This window comes from Variovorax sp. GW822-FHT04E09 (assembly GCF_058800845.1).
Genome location: NZ_JBXAMR010000001.1, coordinates 1,530,152 through 1,552,930, shown reverse-complemented (window position 1 = coordinate 1,552,930; position 22,779 = coordinate 1,530,152). Strand labels below are relative to the sequence as shown.

Below are 22,779 nucleotides of genomic sequence, written 5' to 3'. Positions count from 1 at the left end.
AAACGGTCTGGGGGAATGGAGCACTCTAGGAAGAACGGCCCTGCGGGACCATCGGACGAGTCCGAAACCTAAGCTCGAAGGAATAAGTCGGTGCTCAAAGCGCGCACAAAGTCGTGTGGGAAGGCACAACCGGGCGTGGTGGCTCCGCGCGGGCCACTGCCACGCAGCAGAAACAAAAAACGCGACGGTCGCTGGGGGCGGCTGTCGCGTTGTCGGTGCACCGGCGCGGGTTGCGCCGGTGAGTGGGGTGGCTTACATGAGCGTCACGTGAACCTTGTCCTCGACCAGCAGCTCGGCGGTGCCTGCGAGGTTGGTGTAGACGCTGTAGGTCACGCCGCCGACCGTGGCGTTGCCGCCTTGGCTCCAGCCGCCGTCGCCTGCGCTGCCGCCCAGCAGGTCGACCTCACCGTTGGCACCGTTGACCAGCATCTGCACCTTGCCATCGGCCGTGACCATGTCGCGCATGCCGCCGGCCAGCAGGTCGCTGGCGTGCAGCGCCAGCGTGTTGCCGCCCGCGCCCAGGTCGAACTTCTCGAAGCCTTGCAGCTTCAGGCCGAAGGCCGCCAGGTCGATGCGCATGGCGGTGCCGTCCATGACGAGGGTGTCGATGCCCAGGCCGCCGTCGGCGCGTTCGAAGTCGCCGCTGAGCACGTGGATGACGTCGTTGCCCGCGCCGCCATGCACCACATCGCCCGTGCCGACGTTGGTGAAGGTGTCGTTGCCGGCGCCGCCTTCGAGGCGGTCGGCAAAGCCGAGCCTGGCGATGAGCGTGTCGTCGCCATCGGTCCAGGCCTGCGTCGCGTGGTCGAGCGCACCGTCCGATACGAGATCGAGGCTGAACGCCTTGAGCGCGACGTTGCTGAGCTTGACGGTCACGCCCTGCTGCACCAGCAGCTCGGCGGCGAGCGTGGAGAACTGGTACACGTCGTACGCCACGCCCTGCACGGTGACGCTGCCCTTCTTGAGCCAGTCGCCCTGGTCGTTCTTGTTGGGCAGCAGGTCGCTCAGGTTCACGATGTCCCCGGCATTGCCCTTGACCATCATCTGCACGCGGTTCTTGTCGCCCTGGTGGAACAGGTCGAGGCCGCCGTGGTTCAGCACCTCGGCCAGCGACAAGGTCAGCGTGTTGTTGCCCGTGCCCGTGAGGTCGATGATTTCCATCGAGCTCAACTTGGTGCCGACCTTGGTCAGGTCGAGCACGTGTGCGTAGCCCATGAGCTTGAGCGTGTCGATGCCGCTGCCGCCGTGGATGGCCGCGGTGGCCTGGTTGAAGTAGGTCGTGGCGCTCACCTGCAGCGACACCACGTCGTCGCCCGCGCTGCCGTAGAAGGTCTCGGGGGCATAGTCGATCAGGTTCGGGTCGCGCGTTTCCGCCACGTGGTTCACCACGCGCTGGCTGAACGCGTCGAGCGTCACGCTCGGGCTGAGCGCCGTGACCTGGAACGAGCCGATGTCGACCAGCGCCGCCGAGGTGTAGGCGAACACCTTGGTGTGACGGGTATCGGTGCCGCCGATGAAGTTCTCGATGTGGATCAGGTTGCCCTTCACGTCGAACACCTGGATTTGCGCACCCGTGGCGTTGTCGATGCCGGTCAGGCGCAGCGTGAAGTAGTTCGCCGGCTTGTCCAGGGTGAACAGGGCGTTGGCCTGCGTGGTGTCGTTCAGCGTGAGGCCGGCCAGTGCCTTCGTGTTCACGACCGTCTTGGCCAGCGTGCCGGTGGTCGTGACCGTGAAGCCGGTGCCCGCGTACACGTCGCCCACCGGCGCCTTCTGCAGGGTGTCGCCCACCACCGTCAGCGCGGCCGTGCCCACCACGTCGTAAGGTTTGGACACTGCGCCCAGCGCGCCGTCCTTGCCGACGATCTGCACGGTGACCGCGAAGTCCTTGGCCGCACCCTGGTACGAGTAGGTCACGGTCGCCGGCACCTTGAGGGTGGCGGTGCCGTTGGTGATGTCGGCCTGCGTCAGCACCTGGTCGTAGGTGCTCATGCCCCACTGCACATGCACCTTGTCGCCGGCCTGGGCGCCGGTGCCGGCGAGCGACACGTTCACCAGCGAACCGTCTTGCGCCTTCGTGGTGGTGTAGATGCCTTCGGCCTCCGCAATGCGCGTGATGACGGGAGCCCCGGGCGCGTCGAGCAGCGTGACCTCGCGCTCGACCACCGGGCTGCTGTGCCCCTGGCCGTCGCTCACGCGCGCCTGCACGCGCCAGTCGCCGCCGTGCGCCTGGGTGTCCACGAAGGCCCAGGCCTTGCCGTTGACTGCGGCGTCGTGCCAGGTCTGGCCGCCGTCGACCGACACCTGGACCTTCAGGCCGTAGGGCAGGACGCCGCTGAGGCTGCCCGTGACCACGCGGCCCGCGCTGCCGTCGGCCGTCACGAAGTCGGTGGCGATGCCGCTGTCCTTGCCCAGGCTGTCGATGGTGAGCGTCGTGCCCACGCCCAGCGTGACCGTCACGCCTTGCTGCACCAGCAGGTCGGCGCCGAAGCCCGAGTGCGCGTACACGGTGTAGACCACGCCGTCGAGCGTGACGGTGCCGTTCTCGACCCAGTCGCCCGGGAAGGTGCCGTCGGGCAGCAGGCCGCTCAGCGTGACCGCGTCGCCGGCATTGCCCTTGACCAGCATCTGCACGCGGCCGTTGGCCACGAACTGGTCGACCGTGCCGTTCTCCATCACGTTGGCGAGCGACAGATTGAGCGTGTTGTTGCCCGTGCCGGTGAGGTCGACGACCTCGACCGAGCTGAGCTTCGCGCCGAGCGCGACCAGGTCGAGCACCTGGTTGGCGCCGGTCAGCTTCAGGGTGTCGAGCCCGCCGTTGCCGGCAATGCCCGAGTCGCTGAAGTCGGCCACGGCCCCTACCTTGAAGACGTTGTTGCCCGCATCGCCGTTCAGCACGGCCGCGCTGTCGGCCGTGAGCGTGAACACGCCCGTCGTGGCGACCTTGCCGCTGCTGGAGATCTGGATGTTGTCGATCCACAGCTGGTCGTTGCCGCGCTGACCCGCGTTGTAGTAGGTGACGATCTCGAACCTGGAGAACGACTTGCCGGTCGACGCGACATCGATGTTGATGGTGCCGTTCAGGGGCGCCATGCTGGCGCTGTGCAACAGGCTGCCGTCCTTGGCGTACAGCCGGATGGTGGCGTAGTTGTTGTTGTCGCCGATGTAGAAGCTGAGCTTGTCGCCCACCAGGCCGCCGTCGAGCGACACGCGGATGCTGCCTGCGACCCAGAGCGCGTTCGAGTACGGCTTCTGGTGCATGTAGGGGGTGTAGTAGCTGGAATACAGGCCTTGCGGGTAGGTCATGCCGTTGACCGAGCCGCCGCTGGAGGACAGGCTGTAGAAGGTCAGGCTGCCGAGCTTGTAGGAGGCGCCCGTCGGCAGGCTGATCGCGCCGGTGACGGCGTTGAAGTTCTCCAGGTACACCGACTCCCGCAGCGACTCGGCCGACACGTTGCCGGCCTTGTCTACCAGGCCGGCGGTGGTCTGGCTGCCCAGTGCGAAGGGCGCGTTGATGACGACGCGACCGGCCGCCACGTCCGCGGCCGTCAGCACGTGGTCGTAGCGCTTGTCGCCTTGGGTCAGGGTGATGCGCCCGCCGACTTCGGCGTTGGCCTTGGCGAACGCCACGGTCGCCTGCGAGCCGTTGATCGTCATCGAGGTCGGTGCTGCGGGTGCGGTGGTGTCCAGGGCCACGGCGTGCGAGTTCACGGGGCCTGCATTGCCTGCCGCATCGACGACGCGTGTCTGCACCGTCCAGCCGCCGGCGTGGCTGTGGTCGTCCTGCGCGCTCCACTTGTCGCCGGTGACGATGGCCGGCTTCCAGGTGGTGCCGCCGTCGGTCGACACCAGCAGGGTCTCGCCCGCGCCCAGGGGCGCCGACAGGCTGCCGCGCATCAGGCGGCCCGCGCTGCCGTCGTTGGTGAGGAAGTCGCTGTCGCTCGTGCCGCTGTCCTTGCCGAGGGCGGTGAGCGTGGCGGTCTGCGTCGGCGCCGTCGTGTCCACGGTGAAACCGAACGGGTCGGACGGTGCGCTGGTGTTGCCCGCCCGGTCGATGGCGGCCACCGTGATGCGGTGCGGGCCCTCGCTCAGCGCGGTAGTCGGCGTGAACGTCCAGTGGCCCGAGGCGTCGGCCGGCACGCGGCCGATCTCCACGCCGTCGTCGTACACGACGACCGTGCTGTTGGCCTCGGCCGTGCCGGTGAAGCCGGGGCGCGTGTCGTCGGTGATCGCGCCGTCGGCCATGTTCTGGGTGACGATGCTGCCCACGTCGTCGGCCACCGACACGATGACCGGCGCCTGCGGCGGCGTGGTGTCGACCACGAAGTCCCAGGCGTTGCTGGCGTCGCTGGTCTGGCCCAGCGGGCTGGTCGAGGTGGCGGTGATGTGGCGCGGCCCGTCGGGCAGCGCGGCCGTGGGCGTGAACGTCCAGCGGCCGTTGGCATCGGCCGTCACCTCGCCCAGGAAGGTCGCACCGTCGTAGAGCCTGACGGTGTGGTTCGCCTGCGCCGTGCCGGCAAGGGCCGGCCGGGCGTCGTCGGTCACTTCGCCCTGTTGGAGCATGTGCGGCGTGCCCACGTCGTCGTACACGCTCTCGATCACGGGCGGCGGGGGCGCGTCGGTGTTGACCGTCACGCGGTACGGCGCCGTGAGCGCGGTCTCGTTGCCCGCCGCGTCCTTCTCGTAGACACGGATCACGTTCAGGCCCGGAGCCAGCGGCGGGTCGACCTGCAGCGTCCAGCGGCCGCCTTCGCCGATGGTGGCGTGGCCCAACTCGCGCTCGCCATTCGCGTCCTTCACCATCACGATGACGATGTGGCCGGGCACGCCGGAGCTGGCGCCGCTGATCACCGGGCTGGCATCGTCGGTGGTGCCGCCCGAGGCCACGTTGCCGGTGACGCTGCCCACGGCGTCCGCGACGCCGGTGATGCTCAACTGGCTGGCGTCGGGCGGGGTCACGTCGATCTCGAAGTTGAACGCGGCGGAGGGCTCGCTCTCTTCGCCGGCCGCGTTGCGCGCGACGACCGTGATGGCGTGCAGGCCCTCGAGCAGGTCGGTCGACGGCGTGAACTCCCACTGGCCGTTCTCGGCGACTTCGGTGATGCCGATCAGCACGCCGTTGTCGCGGATGAGGATGGTGTCGCCCGGCGTGCCCTGGCCATGGAAGTCCGGCTGGCGGTCGTCGGTGACGCCGCCGTGGACGATCGGGTCCTGGATGTCGCCGGCGTTGTCGAGGGCGCCGTCGATCACGGGACGGGTCGGCGCGCTGCGGCCGGTGTCGGCTTCGAATGGTGTGCGTTCGTCAGGGGGCATCGGCGACGAGGCCGTGGCCCATCCGTCTGCACTCAGCGTGCGGTCCATGTTCTTGCTGTTGTTGTCGTCGAGGGCGACGCTTGTTCTCGGGGAGGGCATGCAGTTCCTGTGTTCTCAAAGGGGGGCGACCGGATCGGCGTGCTCATGCGCGCGCTTCGATCACGGTCTGGGGGAGCGGGCACTCTAGGGAGGCGCAGCGGGCAAGGCCATGGGACGAGTCTGAAAGACAGGCACGAAGGCATAGGCCGGCGCCGAAGCGCGAACAAAGTCGCGGGCGAAGGCACAAGGGCGAACGGGGCTGCTGTCCGGAAAGAAAAAACGCGACAGTCGCACGGGGCAACTGTCGCGTTGAGGGCGGCGCCGATATGGCGCCGCGTGGCCTGTCTGCAGGCTTAGAGGATGGTCACGTGGACCTTGTCTTCGACCAGCAGCTCGGCGGTGCCGGCGAGGTTGGTGTAGACGCTGTACGTCACGTCGCCCACCGTGGTGTTGCCGCCTTGGGTCCAGCTGTCGTTGCCGCCGAGCAGGTTCACGTCGCCGTTGGCGCCGTTGACCAGCATCTGCACCTTGCCGTCGGCCGTGACCATGTCGCGCATGCCGCCGGCGAGCACGTCGCTGGCGTGCAGGGCCAGCGTGTTGCCGCCGGCACCCAGGTCGAACTTCTCGATGCCCTGGATCTTCAGGCCGAACGCCGACAGGTCGATGTGCATGGCCTTGCCGTCCATCACCAGGGTGTCGATGCCAAGACCGCCTTCAACGCGCTCGAAGTCGCCGCTGTTGATGCGGATCGTGTCGTCGCCTGCGCCGCCGTGCACCGTGTCGCCCGTGCCGACCTTCGTGAAGGTGTCGTTGCCGGCGCCGCCGCTGAGGCGGTCCGCGAAGCCGAGCTTGGCGATGATCGCGTCGTCGCCATGGGTGTAGCCTTGGGTCGAGTGGCTCAGCACCTCGTCGTCGGGGAGGGCGCCCACCACGGCATCCGACGGCGCTTCGAACGTGCCGATCGCACCGACCAGCGTCGAGTTGGTGACCTTGACGACCACGCCCTGCTGCACCAGCAGTTCGGCGCCGAGTGACGAGTGCTGGTAGCCGTCGTACACGATGCCGCCCAGCGTGACCACGCCGACCTTCTTCACCCAGTCGCCCTGGTCGATGCCACCGGCGAGCAGGTCGCTCAGGTTCAGAGTGTCGTCGGCATTGCCCTTGACCATCATCTGCACGCGGCTCTTGTCGCCCTTGTAGAACAGGTCGACCCCGCCGTTGTTCAGCACTTCGGCCAGCGACAGCGTCAGCGTGTTGTAGTAGCTGCCGGTGATGTCGATGACCTCGATCGAGCTGAGCTTGCTTCCGACCTTGGTCAGGTCGAGCACGTGCGCGTAGCCTTCGAGCTTGAGCGTGTCGATGCCGCTGCCGCCGTGGATGCCCGCCGTGGCCTGGTTGAAGTAGGTCGTAGCGCTGACCGACAGCGACACCGCGTCATCTCCAGTGCCGCCGTAGAAGGTCTCGGGGGCGTACTCGATCAGATTCGGGTCGCGCGTTTCCGCCACGTGGTTCACCACCTGCTGGCTGAACGCGTCCAGCGTCACGCTCGTGCTCAGCGAGATGACCTTGAACGAGCCGATGTCCACCAGCTCCGCCGAGGTGTAGGTGAACACCTTGGTGTGGCGGGCATCCGTGCCGCCGATGAAGTTCTCGGTGTGGATGAGGTTGCCCTTGACGTCGAACACCTGGATCTGGGCGCCCATGGCGTTGTCGATGCCGGTCAGGCGCAGCGTGAAGTAGTTCGCCGGCTTGTCCAGGGTGAACAGGGCGTTGGCCTGCGTGGCGTCGTTCAGCGTGAGGCCCGCCAGTGCCGTCGTGGTCGCGGCCGTCTTGGCCAGCGTGCCGGTGGTCGTGACCTTGAAGCCGGTGCCGGCGTACACGTCGTCGACAGGTGCCTTCTGCAAGGTGTCGCCGACCGCCGTCAGCGCAGCCGTGCCTACCACCTCGTAAGGGTTGGACACCGCGCCGATCGCACCATCCTTGCCGATGATCTGCGCGGTGACCGCGAAGTCCTTGGCCGCACCCTGGTAGGAGTACGTGACTGTCGAGGGCACGTTGATCGTGGCCAGACCGGTGTTGATGTCCAGCTGTGTCAGCACCTGGTCGTAGGTGCTCATGCCCCACTGGATGTGCACGGTGTCACCGGCCTTGGCACCCGTGCCGGTGAGCGACAGCGCCACCTGCGAGCCGTCCTGGGCCTTCGCCGTGGTGTAGGTGCCTTCGGCGTCCGCAATGCGCAGGATGGCGGGTGCCGCCGCCGGGGCCGTCCAGGTCACGTCCTGGCTGGCCAGCACGCCGCTGGTGCGGCCCTTGTCGTCGACGATGCGGGTCTGGATCTTCCAGTCGCCCGGGTGTGCCTGCATGTCGACGAAAGCCCAGTGGCCGCCGTTCAGCGTCGCGTTGTGCCAGCTGGCGCCACCGTCGGTCGACACCTGCAGCGACAGGCCGCTGCCCAGCGGGGCCTTGAGGGTGCCGGCAATAAGGCGGCCGGCGCTGTCGTCCGCGGTGACGTGGTTGCCGGCCACCCCTTCGTCCTTGCCCACCAGGGTCACTGTGACCGCGTCGGCGCCGAGCGCCGGCGCCTTGTCGGTGATGTACAGCTTCGACGTCTGGCTCTCGCCCTTGCTGTTGACGGCGGTGTAGCCATAGACGTACTCGATGTCGTCCACCAGCTGCAGCGTGTCGCTCGCATACTTGCGGAAGATGTAGTCGCCTGCGGCATGGCCACTCGCGGTCTTCATGTACACGGTGAGTTGCCCCGCATCGGTGCGCAGTGTCAGCACACCGGACGCCGCGTCGTAGAGCGCGGTGACCTTGCCGCTGGGATTGTCCACCACCAGCTTGTCCGCGGCGGTGATGCGGAACACCTCGTTGCCGATGGTGAACTGGCTGATCTTCGACTGGGCGTCCATGACCACCTGCGTGTCGTTCTCCAGCAGGCTGCCGTAGGCCCAGGCCACGAACATCTGGTCGATCACCGTGTCCTTCAGCTTGGCCGGATCGGCGACGGCCACCGTCGTTCCGCTGGTCGACACTTGGTTCAGGGCGGCCAGGCCGGCGTCCGAGCCGATGGCCACCGTGGTGACCTCGATCTGGTTCGCCGTCGCCGTCTTGCCGTCCGGGTCGCTCATCAAGGCCTGCCATTGCTTCAGCGTTGCGGCGCTGGTGGCGTAGGGGTAGGGGTGGCCGTCCGACAGGAAGAACACCTGTTTCGTCTTGAACGGGTTATTGCCCGCAGCCGCGTACTCCGCCTTGATGACTTGGCTTGCCAGGGTCAGCGCAGCATCGAAGTTGGTGGTTTCGCTGCGCGAGACCGTCGAATCGATGGCCGCGAGCAGCTTGATGTAGTTCGGGTCTTTCTCGCCGTTGAAGGTGAAGGTTCCCTCGTGGGTCGCGCTGCTCCCGAACGCGATCAGGCTGAACGTCGCTGGCACGTTCATCTTGGCGTACGCCTCGGCCAGCGCCCGCATGGACTGGACCTGGTTCGCGCTCTTGGCCCCCGCCATGCTGCTGGAAACGTCCGCAACGAAGGTCACGCTGATCGACTTCTTGCTTTCGAGCAGGCTGGCGTAGTCGTCGCCGCTGTTGTCCACGCTGAAATCGATCGCCTTGGAGGGCGCGCTGCTGTTGCCCGCCGCGTCGACGACCGTGTGGCTGAAGCTGTGCTGGCCGAGGTCCAGCGGCACGGAGGGCGTGAATGTCCAGTCGCCTGTGTCGTTGGCCTGCGTGTGGCCGATTTCCTTGCCGTGGTCGTAGATGAAGACGGTGGTGTTCGGCTCGGCCTTGCCCGAATACGTCGGAGTGATGTCATCGGTGACGGAACCATGGGAAATGGGGCCTTGAATCGCCCCGGCATCGTCAGTCAGTACAGCGTCCGACGCTGAAGGCGCCGTGTAGTCGGTGCTCAGCACAAACTCGGTGGACGGCGCGCTCACGTTGCCTGCCTTGTCGGTCGCAGTGACCGTGAACTTGTGTTCACCCTCGGCCAGCGGCGACGTCGGCGTGCAGTTCCAGTTGCCGCTGCTGTCGGCCACGACCGTGCCGAGCTTGATCGCACCGTCGTACACCGTCACGGTGCTGCCGGGCTCGGCCTTGCCCGCCAGCGTGGGCGAGGGGTCGTCGGTCACGCCGCCGTTGGGCAGCAGGCCCTGCTTGCTGCCCACGTCGTCGACCGCCGTGTCGATGGTCGGCGTGTTCGGTGCCACGGTGTCGATCGTGAAGCCGAAGACCGGCGTCGGGTTGCTCACGTTGCCCGCCAGGTCGGTGGCGGTGGCGGTGATGTTGTGCCGGCCCTGGGCCATGTCGGTCAAGGGCGTGAAACTCCATGTGCCATCGACTTGCACGACGGTGCTGCCCAGGAAGTACCCGCTGGCATACACCTTGATGGTGCTGCCGGCCTTGCCCGAGCCCTGGATCTCGGGGCGCAGGTCGTCGGTCAGGCCGTCGGCCGCGATCGGGCCCTTGACGCTGCCCTGATCGTCCATGACCCGGTCGATCGACACCGTCACATTCTTGGTGTCGATGACGAGGTTCAAAGGCTCGCCCTGGCCGCTGCTGTTGCCTGCAGGGTCCACCACCCCGGTGGTCAGCGCGTGCGGGCCGTCCGCCAGCGGCGTGATCGGCGTGAACGTCCAGTCGCCGTGGGCGTCGACCGGTGCATCGCCGATCTTCACGCCGTTGTCGTACACGTTCACCGTCGCGCCGGGCTCCGCCTTGCCGTTGAGGGTGGGCTTGTTGTCGTCGGTGGTGTCGCCGTTCGAGAGAGGGCCGGTCTTGCTGCCCACGTCGTCGATCACCTCCAGGCCCGTGACCTGGCCGGGGGGCTGCGTGTCCACCGAGAAATTCCAGATGCCGGTCGCATCGCTGGTCTGGCCCAGCGCGTTGGTCGCGGTGGCGGTGATGTCGTGCGGGCCATCGGCCAGCGGGACGTCGGGCGTGAAGTGCCAGGTGCCGGTGGGGTCGGTCACGGTCTCGCCCAGGTAGGTGCCGTGGTCGTAGACCTTGACCGTGGTGCCTGCCTGTGCCGTGCCGATGATGGTGGGCCTGGCGTCGTCGGTCACTTCGCCCTTTTGCAGCATGTGCACCTCACCCACGTCGTCCTTGACGTTCTGGATCGACGGAACCTCCGGACGCCCTGTCTCCACATTCACCTGGTAGCGCCCGGTGGGCGCGGTCTCGTTGCCGGCGGCGTCGCGTTCCACGAGCATGAAGGTGTTCCGGCCGGCAGCCAGAGGGGCCTCGACCTGGAAGGTCCACTGGCCGTTCTCGCCGATGGTGGCCAGGCCCAGCTCATGGGTGCCGGTGGCGTCTTTCACCATCACGGTGACGGTGTGGCCGGGCGTGCCGTTGCTGATGCCGCTGAGCAGCGGGCGCGTTTCATCGGTGGTGCCGCCCGAGATCACGTTGCCCGTGACCCCGCCCACGTTGTCCGTGAAGCCGCTGACGTTCAGCCGGCTGGCGTCGGGCGGGGTGACGTCGATCTCGAAGTTGAAGGCGGGCGAAGGCGTGCCCTCGTTGCCGCTGTCGTCGCGCGTGACGATGGTGATGGCGTGCTGGCCTTCGAGCAGGTCGGTCGAGGGCGTGAAGGTCCAGTTGCCGTTGGCGTCGACCTCGGTGGTGCCGATCTCGTTGCCGTTGTCGCGAATGACGATGGTGTCGCCTGGCGTGCCCCGGCCGCCAAATTCGGGCTGGCGGTCGTCGGTGACGCCGCCGTGGGCGATGCTACCCAGGATGTCGCCGGCGTCGTCGGCGGCGCTGCCCACATGAGGAGGCGGGGGCGCGAAGGTCGATGCGAGGTCGATGTTCTGGAAAGGGGCGACGCTGTTCGTCTGCTCGAGTGCCATGGAATTCCTGTGCTCTGAAATGAAGAAACCAGACCGCATCGGCATGCGAGCGAACGCAATCCGATCGTGGGGTCTGGTGGGGTAGGGCACTCTAGAAAGAAGCCCTGTGCAAGGCCATCGGACGAATCTGAAAGCGGCACGCGAAGAAGTCAGTCGGCGCTGAAAGCGCGAACAAAGTCGTGCCGAAGGGCACAAGGCGATGTGTTGCCAGGCAGAAATGAAAAAACGCGACAGCTGCACGGGGCGGCTGTCGCGTTGTCGGCTGCACGCGGCGCTGGGTGCGCCGGCGAGTGGGAGGCCTAAAGGATCGTCACGTGGACCTTGTCCTCGACCAGCAGTGCAGTGCCGGCGAGGTTGGAGTAGATGTGGTCGGCGGTGCCGCTCACCGCGGCATCGCTGCCGTGGACCCCGCCGCCGTCGAGCGGGTCGACCTCGCCGTGGGGGCCGGTGGCCTGCATCTGCACCGTGCCGTCGGGAGACACCGGGTTCTGCGCGCCCTGCGCCGTCTTCAGGTCGAGGGCCGACAGGTCGATGTGCATGGCCTTGCCGTCCATCACGAGGGTGCCGACGCCCAGGCCGCCAGGGACGCGCGCGAAGTCGCCGTCGCCATGGAGGCGGACGGTGTCGTCACCCGCGCCGTCCTCCAGCCGGTCTGCATAACCGAACCGGGCGATGTGTGTTTCGTCGCTGTCGGTGAGCGTTGGTGTTGCCCCGGGTCCGGCATCGCTGAACGTGACGGGCGTGTTCTGCAAGTTGACAGTCACGCCCTGCTGCACCAGCAGTGCGGCGTCAAAGCCCGAGTGCGCGTATTCCTCGTAGACCACGCCGTCGATGGTCACGTTGGCGCCCTTCACCCAGTCGCCGGGGTCGGTACCGTTGGGCAGTGCGTCCGACAGCGTCACCGCGTCGCCGGCGTCGCCCTTGACCAGCATCTGCACGCGGCCGTTGGCAACGAACTGATCGACCGCGCCGTTCTCCATCACGTCGGCCAGCGAGAGCTTCAAGGTGTTGTCGCCCGTGCCAGTAAGGTCGATGACTTCGACGGCGCTGAGCTTGCCCGTGACCGAGCTCAGGTCGAGTGTCTGGTCCGCGCCGGTCAGGGTGAGGGTGTCCAGTCCCTGGTTGCCGATGACCTTCGCATGGCTGCCCTCGAAGTACGACACGTCGGGAACCAGGAACACGTCGTCTCCCGCCCCGCCGTAGTGGACGTCGGAGCCTGCCTGGATTTCCTGCAGGGTGGGGATGTCCACCAGTTCAGGGTGCGGGTACAGCACGGCGAGGGACAGGTTGTCGACCTCGATCCAGTCGGTTTCCATGCCGTCGACGAGCCCGGTCCGGATGTCGAAGGAGGCAAAGGAAAGCCCGTCGGGCATGATGAATTTCGCGTGTCCGTCGGCCGGAAGGCTGTGACTTTCTCCGAAGGTGCCTTCGAAGATGACCTTGCCCGATGCGTCGTAGAAGGTGACCGACTGTGTGGCCTGGGAATGCCGCCAGTCGAATTCGATGGCGTTGTAGTGGTTGCCCTTCAGTGAAGCGTTGGTCGTGCCGCTGATGTGCCATGCCTGCCCATGGTCGGGCGAGGCGCTGTCGAAAACGCCGTTGTTCGACGAAGCGTCGGCCGCCGCGTCTTTTCTTGTCAGGAGCAGCATGCCGGCATCGGCTGCTTGCCCCGGCGCAAGTTGAACTGTCTCACCGGCATCGAAATCTTCCTGTTCGGTGTTCGACCGGATCACCAGGTAGAGGGAATGATTGCCCGTTGCGCTGACCACCGACGCGGCCAGATTCAGTGAGACGTCGGTCACGGCGATGGTGGCCTGGCCCGCAGCAATGTCTGCCGCCGCCAGCAGGTAGTCCACGTTCTGCTTGCCGTTGAGCAGGTGAATCCGGTCGCCCGGCGACACCGCGGCCTTGTCGAAGCTCACGGTCACTTGCCCGTTGCCCAGCACGACCGCAGTGGGCGTGTGGGGCGTGGCGGTGTCCAGGGTCACCGCCTGCGAATTCACCGGCCCCACGTTGCCGGCCGGGTCCACCACGCGCGTCTGCACCGTCCAGTCGCTCGCATGGCTGTGGTCGTCCTGGGCACTCCATTGCGTGCCATTCACGAAGGCGGTCTTCCAGGTCTGGCCGCCGTCGGTGGACACCTGCAAGGTCTCGCCGGCCGCGAGCGATGCGCTCAGGCGGCCCGTCATGAGGCGCCCCGCGCTGCCGTCGTTGGTGGTGCGGTCGTCGGCGTCCATGCCGCTGTCCTTGCCGATGCCCGAGACGGTGGGGGTCTGCGTGGGCGCCAGGGTGTCGACCTCGAAGTGCCAGCCGTTGCTCGCGTCGCCGGTCTGGCCCACCGGGCCGGTGGCCGTGGCGGTGATGTGGTGCGCACCCTCGCCCAGGTTGTCTTTGGGCGTGAACGCCCAGGTGCCGTCGGCAGCGGTCTGGGTGGTGCCCAGGAAGGTGGTGCCGTCGTGGAACGTCACGGTATGGCCGGGCTGGGCCGTGCCGTGCAGGGTCGGCCGGGCGTCGTTGGTGACCTCGCCGGGGGCCAGCATGTGGGGCACGCCCACGTCGTCGTAGACGTGCTCGATCACCGGGGGCGTCGGCTTGCTGGTGTCGATGGTCACCTGGTAGCGCCCTGTCGGCGCCGTCTCGTTGCCCGCTGCGTCTTTCTCCACGAGCGTGAAGGTGTTCAGGCCCGCGGCCAGTGGCGCCATGACCTGCAGCGACCACTGGCCGTTGTCGCCGACGACGGCTTCACCCAGCGCGTGGGTGCCGGTGCTGTCCCTGACCATCACCGTGACGGTGTGGCCGGGCTGGCCGGTGCTCGTGCCAGTGAGCAGCGGGCGCGTGTCGTCGGTGGTCTTGCCGGCGGCCACGTTGCCGGTGATGCCGCCTGCGGTGTCGAGGACGCCGGTGATGGACAGCTTGCTGGCGTTGGGTGGCGTGACGTCGATCTCGAAACTGAACGGGCCCGAAGGCTCGCTCTCGTTGCCGGCGGGGTCGCGCGCCACGATGGTGATAGCGTGGTGGCCTTCATTCATGTCGGTCGACGGCGTGAAGGCCCATTGGCCGTCTTCGTCCACGACGGTCTGGCCGATCTCGACGCCGTTGTTCCTGATGAGGATGGTGTCGCCCGGCGTGCCCTGGCCCTGGAACTCGGGTTGGCGGTCGTCCGTGACGCCGCCGGAGGCGAGGGTGCCCATGATGTCGCCTGCGTCGTCGATGACGCTGTCCATGGTGGGCGGCTGTGGTGCGAAGACCTGTGCGCGTGCTGTCTGATCGATGCTCGGGTTGTCGACGAAGACGTTTGCCTTTTTGGATGCCATGCAGTTCCTATGCTCTGAAAAGGGAAAGAAAGATCGGATCGGGCAGCGAATTCACGCTGTTCGATCCGGCGGCCCGGGCGTCAGGAACTCTAGGAAGAACAGGGGAGCGGAACCATCGGACGGGTCCGATAAAAGCCGGAGCGAGCGATGCGGGCGCGAGCGCGCCCTTCGCGCATCGGCGAAGCAGAAAGTCTTCGGTGAAAGCCGCCGCGCGAGAACCGGCGGCGGAGAGGCTCAGCGCGCGGCGCGGATCGCCGACTTGGGCCGGAAGGCCTTGCAGACCGTGTCGTCGGTCTCGAGGTACGGCCCGCCGATCAGGTCGATGCAGTAGGGCACGGCGGCGAAGATGCCGGGCACGAGCTGCGTGCCGTCGGCGTCCTTCAGCCCTTCGAGCGTCTCGGCGATCGACTTGGGCTGGCCCGGCAGGTTGATGATGAGGCTCTGGTCGCGGATGACCGCCACCTGCCGCGAGAGGATGGCGGTCGGCACGAAGCGCAGGCTGATCTGGCGCATCTGTTCGCCGAAGCCGGGCATTTCCTTGTGGGCCACGGCCAGCGTGGCCTCGGGCGTGACGTCGCGCAGCGCGGGGCCGGTGCCACCGGTGGTGAGCACGAGCGAGCAGCCAGCATCGACCAGCTCGATGAGCGTGGCGCTGATGCGCGCAGTCTCGTCGGGGATCAGGCGGGCTTCGAACTCAATGGGGTTTTTCAGCGCGCGGCCCAGCCATTCCTTGAGCGCGGGCAGGCCCTTGTCTTCGTAGGTGCCGCTGGAGGCGCGGTCGCTGATGGAGACGATGCCGATGCGCACCGCGTCGAAGCCGCCGTCGCTCATGCGTCTTCTTCCCGGTCTTGCGCCGCAGCCGCTTCGGCGTGATCGTCGCCGCCATGCACCGCGAGTTGCGCGCGCACGAGCTGGAAGATCTCGCGGTAGGCCTTGCCCTGGCGCGGTGCTTCGCCGGCGGGGCCGGACTTCAGGTCCTTGCGGGCCTGGCGCACGAGGGCGCGCAGCTGCTGGGAGTCGGTGGCGGGGTGGGTTTCGATCCAGCCGCCGAGGGCGTCGTCGTCGGCGATCAGGCGTTCGCGCCAGCGCTCGGCCTCGTGCAGCGCAGCGGCTTCGGCGGCCGGCACGGTGTTCTGCTCGGTCAGCGCCTGCTTCACGGCCTCGAGCACCTCGGGGTCGAGGGCTCGCATGAGCTTGCCGATGAACTGCATCTGGCGGCGCTTGCCCTCGAAATTGGTGATGCGTTTCGCCTCGGCGATGGCATCGACCAGTTTCTCGCTCAGCGGGAGGGCGTCGAACAGGCCGGCACGCAGGGTGAGCAACTCTTCGCCCAGTTTCTGCAGTTCGGCGCTCTCGCGCTTGAGTTCGGTGCGGCTGGCTTCGTCGGTGCCGCCCTTGAGCTCGCGCTTGAGCTCCAGGTCGAGTTCGCTGCCTTCGGCAACGAAGTGGCCACGGACGAAATAGCCTTTTTTGGGTTTGCGGGACATGGGGTGGATTCTGGGCCGCGCCGTGCGGCGCTGCAACGCGCACAGGGGGCGCGGAAGGGAAAACGTGAAACAGGGGGCGCAAGTATCATAGCCACCACATGACGACATCCTCCTCGCGCGCCGATTCCGGCTTCGCCTACAGCCGCTCCTTCTTCGAAAACCTGGTCGATTCGGCCCTGGCCCACGCCAAAAAGCTCGGGGCCACCGACGCCGGCGCCGAGGCCTCCGAGGGCTGCGGCCTGAGCGTCTCGGTGCGCAAGGGCGAGCTCGAGAACGTCGAGCGCAACCGCGACAAGTCGCTGGGCATCACGGTCTACGTGGGCCACCGCCGCGGCAACGCCAGCACCTCCGACTTTTCCGAGGCGGCGATCGCCCGCACGGTGCAGGCGGCCTACGACATCGCCCGCTTCACGGCCGAAGACCCGGTGAGCGGCCTGCCCGACGAGGAAGACATCGCCAAGGTGCAGCCCGAGCTCGACCTGTTCCACCCCTGGGACGTGACGAGCGAGCAGGCCGCCAAGCTGGCCCTCGAATGCGAGGCGGCAGCCCTTTCCACCGACAAGCGCATCACCAACAGCGAAGGCGCTGGCGTCTCGGCGCAGCAGAGCCACTTCTTCAGCGCCCACACGCACGGCTTTCGCGGCGGCTACGCCAGCTCGCGGCACTCGATTTCGGTGGCCCCCATCGCCGGCAAGGGCGACGACATGCAGCGCGACGCCTGGTACAGCTCGATGCGCTCGGCCGACGAACTGGCCAGCCCGCAGGCCGTGGGCCGCTACGCCGCCGAGCGCGCGCTCAGCCGCCTCAAGTCGCGCAAGATCAAGACCACCGAATGCCCGGTGCTGTTCGAGTCGCCGCTGGCCGTGGGCCTGCTGGGCGGGCTGGTGCAGGCCGTGAGCGGCGGGGCGCTGTACCGCAAGAGCACCTTCCTGCTCGACTCCCTGGGCAAGCCGGTGCTGCCCAAGCACGTGGACGTGGCCGAAGACCCGCACGTGCTGCGCGGCAAGGGCAGCTCGCCCTTCGACGACGAAGGCGTGATCACCCGCGCCCGCAAGGTGGTCGATGCCGGCCGCCTCGAAGGCTACTTTCTCTCGACCTACTCGGCGCGCAAGCTGGGCATGAAGACCACCGGCAACGCCGGCGGCTCGCACAACCTGACGCTGAGTTCGCGCCTCACGAAGCACGGCGACGACCTCGACGCGATGCTCGCCAAGCTCGGCACCGGCCTGTTCGTGATCGAGCTGATGGGGCAGGGCGTCAACTACGTGACAGGCGACTATTCGCGCGGCGCCAGCGGTTTCTGGGTGGAAAACGGCCGCATCGCCTATCCGGTGCAGGAAATCACGATTGCCGGCAATTTGCGTCAGATGCTGATGGGAATTGAAGCGATTGGCGCAGATGCTTACACTTTCGGCGCAAAAACCACGGGGTCGATCCTGGTCAACCGCATGAAGGTGGCGGGCGCCTGACAGGCCCTGCCGCTCGCAACGGCGCTGGCTCGACGACCCCTCCATTCAAGGACAGGGGGACAGGACATGAGCAAACACAGCGCCGTACGCAAGCCGGCCCTCGAACACGAACTCTTGCGTGATCCGCGCCTGGGCTTCGAGCCGGCGGGCAGCAGCTCGGTGCGCTGCCTGCAGCACGGCGTGCCCTGGCCCTTCGACTGCTGGCACTACCACGACGAGTACGAGCTGCAGTGCATCAACCGCACCAGCGGCGACGCCTTCGTCGGCAACCACATCGGCCGCTTCGAGCCCGGCTATGTCGCCCTGGTGGGCGCGCGGCTGCCCCACACCTGGATCTCGCACGACGTGCCGCCCGAGGGCGTGGCCGACCGCAGCATGGTGATCCACTTCCGCGACGCGCCCCTGCGCCAGGGCGTCGACCTGTTCCCCGAGCTGGAAACCGTGCTGCCGATGCTCGACCGCGCCAAGCTGGGCATCGAGTTCTTCGGCATCGGTGACCTCGTGCGCGAGCGCTTCGGGCGCGTGCAGAAGCAAAAGGGCATGGCGCGGCTGTCGGAGTTCATCGGCCTGTTGCACGAACTCGCCAGCTGGAGTGACTGGCGCCAGATCTCGAGCAACGCCGACCCGAGCGACGAGGACCCCACGGCCAACACCCGCATGCGCCGCGTGCTCGACTACCTGCACGCGCACTTGGCCGAAGAGCTTTCGCTGCCCACCGTGTGCGGCGTCGCCAACATGGCCGAGAGCAGCTTCTCGCGCTACTTTCACAAGCACATGGGCAGCACCTTCACCGACTTCGTCACGCGGCTGCGCATCACCAAGGCCTGCGAGATGCTGCAGGTGTCCGACCGGCTGGTGAGCGACATCTGCTACGAGGTCGGCTTTTCGAACCTCGCGAACTTCAACCGCCGCTTCCTGCAGCTCAAGGGCATGACGCCCTCGGCCTACCGGCAGCAGGCGCAGGAGCGTTTCGGCCTGCGCAGCGCGCAGCACACGCCACTCGCTGCCTGATGGGCGACTGATACGCACTTGCCTCTCGGGCTAAACCCCGAGACGGTTTGGCAGCAAAGTATCAGGTGCCCGGTGGGCATGTAGGAGGCCCTTCGGATCGGCCTCCTAACCTTCGTCTCGTTGCATTTGCCGGCATTTCGTCGGCAATTTGCACGAACAACGAAGGAGACAAGCATGCCGATTCCGCATTCCCACCGTCTGGCCGGCCTCGCGCTCGCGCTGGCCACGCTGGCGCCCGCCGCGCTGGCGCAGGTCTGCAAGGAGGACGTGCGCGTCCTGTCGCAACCGCGCGAAGGCCTGACGCTGCTCGAAAAATCCAAGGACGAGTTCAAGCGCCTGAGCGGCGCCTCGTTCAGCATCGACAACCTCAACGAGAACGACCGCCGCGCCAAGTCGCGCGCCGATGCGTCCACGGTCGGCAAGTACCACGTGTACTACGTCGACGAGGCCAACGTCGCGCAGTTCGTCCAGTCGAAGTGGATCGTGCCGCTCACGCCGTATTACCCGGCCAGCTACGACTACGCCGACTTCGACGCCGGCCGCCAGAAGGTCGCGACCTTTGCCGGCCAGGCCTGGTTCGCGCCCCTTACCGGCGGCGGCGACCTCATGGTCTACCGCAAGGACCTGCTCGAGAAGGCGGGCATCAAGCCGCCGGCCACGCTCGACGAGTTCGTGGCGGCCGTGAAGAAGCTCAACGACCCGGCCAACGGCGTCTACGGCGTGGCGCTGCGCGGGCAGCGCGGCTCGGGCGCCAACGTGTGGCGCTGGATGCCGTTCTTCCGCGGCTACGGCGGCCAGTGGTTCGACGGCGACAAGCCGGTCTTCAACTCGCCCGCCGCCGTGAAGGCGACCCAGACCTACCTCGATCTGTTCAAGTACTCCGCGCCCGGCACCAAGACGGGCGGATGGGACGAGTCCACCGGCGCCTTCCTGGCCGGCAAGGTCGCGATCCTGGTCGAATCGACGCCGCTGGCGGGTAACGCACTCGACCCGAAGATGTCGACCGTGGTCGGCAAGATCGCCTACGCCGTGCCGCCCACGCCGCTCACCGGCGGCGGCTACGGCCACGGCCTGGCCATCGGCGCGCGCGCCAACAAGAGCGAAGAGGCGAAGAAGTGCGCGGGCCTCTTCATCGCCTGGGCCACGTCCAAGGAGAACGAGCAGCGCCGCCTCGCGCAAGGGCAGTTCGGCGAGCTCAACCGCACCAGCGTGCTCGGCAGCCCCGAGTTCGCCAAGCGCTACGGCGCCGACCTGGGCAAGGCGCTGGCCGACACCGGCAAGGTCACGGCCGTGAACTTCTGGCAAGACCCGGCCTGGCCCGACCTGGGCGACCGCTGGGGGATCATTCTGGAAGAGCTGATCACCGGCTCGCGCACCGACATCCAGGGCGGGCTCGACGAACTCGACGCCTATGCCAAGCAGCTGATCGCGCGTCGCAAGAAGTGAGCATGCGTTCCCACACCACACGGCTGCCGGCCGTGTTCATCGGGCCGGGGCTGCTCGTGCTGGCGGTGCTGGCGCTGGTGCCGACGGTGTTCGCCATCGCCATCTCGCTGCAGGACCGCGAGCTGGGCCAGGCCGACACGGCCTGGGTCTGGTTCAGCAATTACGTGCAGCTGTTCTCCGACCGGCGCTTTCTGAACTCGGTGCGCGTGTCGCTGGTGTGGGAGGTGCTGACCGTCAGCGCCACCATGGCCCTGGCCGTGCTCATGGGCACGCTGATGCACCGCTGCGCCACGCCGCGCTGGCGCCAGGTGCTGTCGATGCTGTTCATCGTGCCGGTGCTGCTGCCGCGCGTGTCGGCCGCCTTCGTCTGGAAGTTCGCCTTCCATCCGCTGTTCGGCCTCATCACGTGGCCGTACAAGGCGATCACCGGCGAGCCGCTGGACCTGTTCGCCGACCCGGTGCTGGCGCTGCTCACGGTGGCCTTCGTCGACGTGTGGCAGTGGGGGCTGTTCTTCGGGGTCATCGTGCTGAAGCTGCTCGAGACCCTGCCGCCGCAGCCCTTCGAGGCGGCGCGGCTGGACCACGCGAAGACGTGGGAGGTGTATGCCTACGTGGCATTGCCGATGCTGAAGGCGCCGCTCATCAGCCTGGCCTTCGTGAAGATGGTGGAGTCGCTGCGTGCCTTCGACCTCATCTACGTGATGACGCGCGGCGGCCCCGGCATTTCGACCGAGACGCTCGACATGTACGCCTTCTCGCAGGGCTTCATCGAGTCGGGCCGCATCTCGTACGCGTCGAGCATGGCGGTGCTGATGATGGTCGCCTCCACGGTCGCGTTCACCTACATCTGGAAATGGACCAAACCGTCATGAAGAAGCTTGCCATCGGAACGCTGCTGGCGCGGCTGGCGCTCATCGCGGCCGGGCTCTCGGCGCTCGTGCCCGTGCTGTGGACCTTTCTCAACTCGTTCAAGAACCGGGTCGACATCGTCTCGGCCGTGCCGAAGTTCTTCTTCACGCCCACGCTCGACAACTACCTCTACGTGCTGAACCGCGAGGCCGTGGCCGCGGGGCTGGTCAACTCGATCGTGGTGGCGGGCGCGGCGGTGATCCTCGGCGCGGTGCTGGGCCTGCCGGCCGCCTATGCGCTGGCGCGCTACCCGCTGCGCTGGGGCAACGACATCCAGTTCTTCGTGCTGTCGATGCGCTTCCTGCCGCCGGTGGCGGTGGCCATTCCGCTCATGGTGATCTGGCTGCAGCTGGAGCTGTACGACTCGCGCGTGGCGCTCATCGCCACCTACACGCTGCTCACGCTCTCGACCGTGATCTGGCTCGCCATTCCGGCCTTCAAGGCAGTGCCGAAGGAAGTGGAAGAAGCAGGCCGCGTCGACGGCTACGGGCCCTACGCGATCTTCTTTCGCATCGCGCTGCCGATTGCCGCACGCTCGCTGGTGGGCGCCATCGCCTTCGGCTTCGTGCTGGTGTGGAACGAGTTCCTCATCGCGCTGATGCTCACCACCTCCGAGGCCAAGACGCTGCCCATCGTGGCGTCGGAGCTCAGCCAGCTCGGGCGCGACGTGCCCTGGGGCATCCTGAATGCCTCGGTCATCCTGCTGTCGCTGCCGCCGCTGCTCATGGTGGGCGTGCTCAGCGGTTTTCTCAATGCCGCGTTCAAGCGCAAGCGGGAGGCTGCATGAGCGCCATCACCTCTCTTTCTCCAGAACAAAAAATGTCTGCCATCCGCTGTCACCACCTCATCAAGCGCTACGGGGAAACGCAGGTCGTCCACGCCTTCGATCTCGACGTGGCCGACAACGAGTTCGTCGTGTTCCTCGGCCCCTCGGGCTGCGGCAAGTCGACCATCCTGCGCATGCTCGCGGGCCTGGAAGACATCAGCGGCGGCGACCTGCACATCGGCGGCCAACGTGTGAACGACCTGCCGCCGCAGGAGCGTGGCATCGCGATGGTGTTCCAGAACTACGCGCTGTACCCGCACATGACGGTGCGCGACAACATCGCGTTCGGGCTCAAGCGCCTGAAGGTGCCCAAGGCCGAGATCGACAGCCGCATCAAGGAGGTGTCGGACACGCTGGGCCTGGAGCGCTACCTGCAACGCAAGCCCACCGAGCTGTCGGGCGGCCAGCAGCAGCGCGTGGCGATTGCGCGCGCCATGATCAAGACGCCGAAGGTGTTCCTGTTCGACGAGCCGCTGTCGAACCTGGACGCCAAGCTGCGCAACCACATGCGCATCGAGATCGCGAAGCTGCACCAGACGCTGAAGACCACCACCGTGTACGTCACGCACGACCAGCACGAGGCCATGACGCTGGCCGACCGCATCGTGCTGCTGCGCGACGGGCGCATCGAGCAGGTCGGCACGCCGCAGGAAATCTTCGAGCGCCCGCGCTCGGCCTTCGTGGCCGGCTTCATCGGCACGCCGCCGATGAACCTGATGGAGATGACGGTGCACGGCCTGGATGGTGGGCAGTGCGAGCTGCGCGGAGGCGGTGGCTCGGTGCGCGTCGATGCGCGCCGCTTCGCGCTCGAAGGCCGCGCGCGCGTGACGCTGGGCGTGCGCCCGGCGCACCTGCACCTCGACACCGCCAAGTCGAACGGCGAAGGCTTTGCCGGCGAGGTCCAGCTCATCGAATACCTCGGCAACGAAGTGCTGGTGAGCGTGGGGCAGGGCGGCGAAGAGATCGCCGTGCTCCTGCCGTCCGCAGCGGGCCCCCGGCTCGGCGAGCCGCTGCGCTTCGTGGCCGATGCGCAGCAGGTGCACCTGTTCGACATCGCGACGGGCGCCTCGCTGCTGCGTCCGGACGCCGTGCTGCACTGAATGGCGGCCCCCGTTTCAACCCTCT

The 22,779-nt window shown here is 67.3% G+C and carries 11 protein-coding genes; 6 read left to right on the top strand and 5 right to left on the bottom strand.

Annotated elements, in window-relative coordinates; translation table 11 throughout:
* Positions 1-252: 252 nt before the first annotated feature.
* From AC1RL8_RS07085 to yjgA, 5 genes are all read right to left on the bottom strand, one after another.
* Positions 253-5,409: an Ig-like domain-containing protein gene (locus AC1RL8_RS07085; protein ID WP_492684328.1), complete on the bottom strand. Its 5,157-nt coding sequence runs from the start codon at positions 5,407-5,409 to the stop codon at positions 253-255.
* A 293-nt stretch (positions 5,410-5,702) separates the two neighbouring features.
* A complete protein-coding gene (locus AC1RL8_RS07080) occupies positions 5,703-11,192 on the bottom strand; it encodes an Ig-like domain-containing protein (protein ID WP_492684327.1) in 5,490 nt (1,829 codons plus the stop codon).
* A 299-nt stretch (positions 11,193-11,491) separates the two neighbouring features.
* Positions 11,492-14,506, bottom strand: coding sequence for an Ig-like domain-containing protein (locus tag AC1RL8_RS07075; RefSeq protein ID WP_492684326.1), 3,015 nt, complete (start codon positions 14,504-14,506; stop codon positions 11,492-11,494).
* A 234-nt stretch (positions 14,507-14,740) separates the two neighbouring features.
* On the bottom strand, positions 14,741-15,337 hold the full coding sequence (gene mog, locus AC1RL8_RS07070) for a molybdopterin adenylyltransferase (RefSeq protein ID WP_492684325.1): 597 nt from the start codon (positions 15,335-15,337) through the stop codon (positions 14,741-14,743).
* A complete protein-coding gene (gene yjgA / locus AC1RL8_RS07065; protein WP_062476481.1) occupies positions 15,334-15,993 on the bottom strand; it encodes a ribosome biogenesis factor YjgA in 660 nt (219 codons plus the stop codon). Before yjgA ends, mog begins: the two co-directional genes overlap by 4 nt.
* A gap of 98 nt (positions 15,994-16,091) precedes the next feature.
* On the opposite strand from yjgA, the gene pmbA reads away from it, so the two are divergent.
* The 6 genes from pmbA (at position 16,092) to AC1RL8_RS07035 (ending at position 22,754) form a co-directional block, all read left to right on the top strand.
* A complete protein-coding gene (pmbA, locus tag AC1RL8_RS07060; RefSeq protein WP_062476484.1) occupies positions 16,092-17,462 on the top strand; it encodes a metalloprotease PmbA in 1,371 nt (456 codons plus the stop codon).
* A gap of 66 nt (positions 17,463-17,528) precedes the next feature.
* A complete protein-coding gene (locus AC1RL8_RS07055; protein WP_070063149.1) occupies positions 17,529-18,473 on the top strand; it encodes a helix-turn-helix domain-containing protein in 945 nt (314 codons plus the stop codon).
* 174 nt (positions 18,474-18,647) lie between these two features.
* Positions 18,648-19,919, top strand: coding sequence for an ABC transporter substrate-binding protein (locus AC1RL8_RS07050; RefSeq protein ID WP_492684324.1), 1,272 nt, complete (start codon positions 18,648-18,650; stop codon positions 19,917-19,919).
* Between the two features lie 2 nt (positions 19,920-19,921).
* Positions 19,922-20,791: a carbohydrate ABC transporter permease gene (locus AC1RL8_RS07045; protein ID WP_307588960.1), complete on the top strand. Its 870-nt coding sequence runs from the start codon at positions 19,922-19,924 to the stop codon at positions 20,789-20,791.
* Between the two features lie 11 nt (positions 20,792-20,802).
* Positions 20,803-21,615, top strand: coding sequence for a carbohydrate ABC transporter permease (locus tag AC1RL8_RS07040; RefSeq protein ID WP_492684864.1), 813 nt, complete (start codon positions 20,803-20,805; stop codon positions 21,613-21,615).
* A 32-nt stretch (positions 21,616-21,647) separates the two neighbouring features.
* Entirely contained in the window at positions 21,648-22,754 is a 1,107-nt protein-coding gene (locus AC1RL8_RS07035) for an ABC transporter ATP-binding protein (protein WP_492684323.1), read from the top strand.
* Positions 22,755-22,779 lie beyond the last annotated feature (25 nt).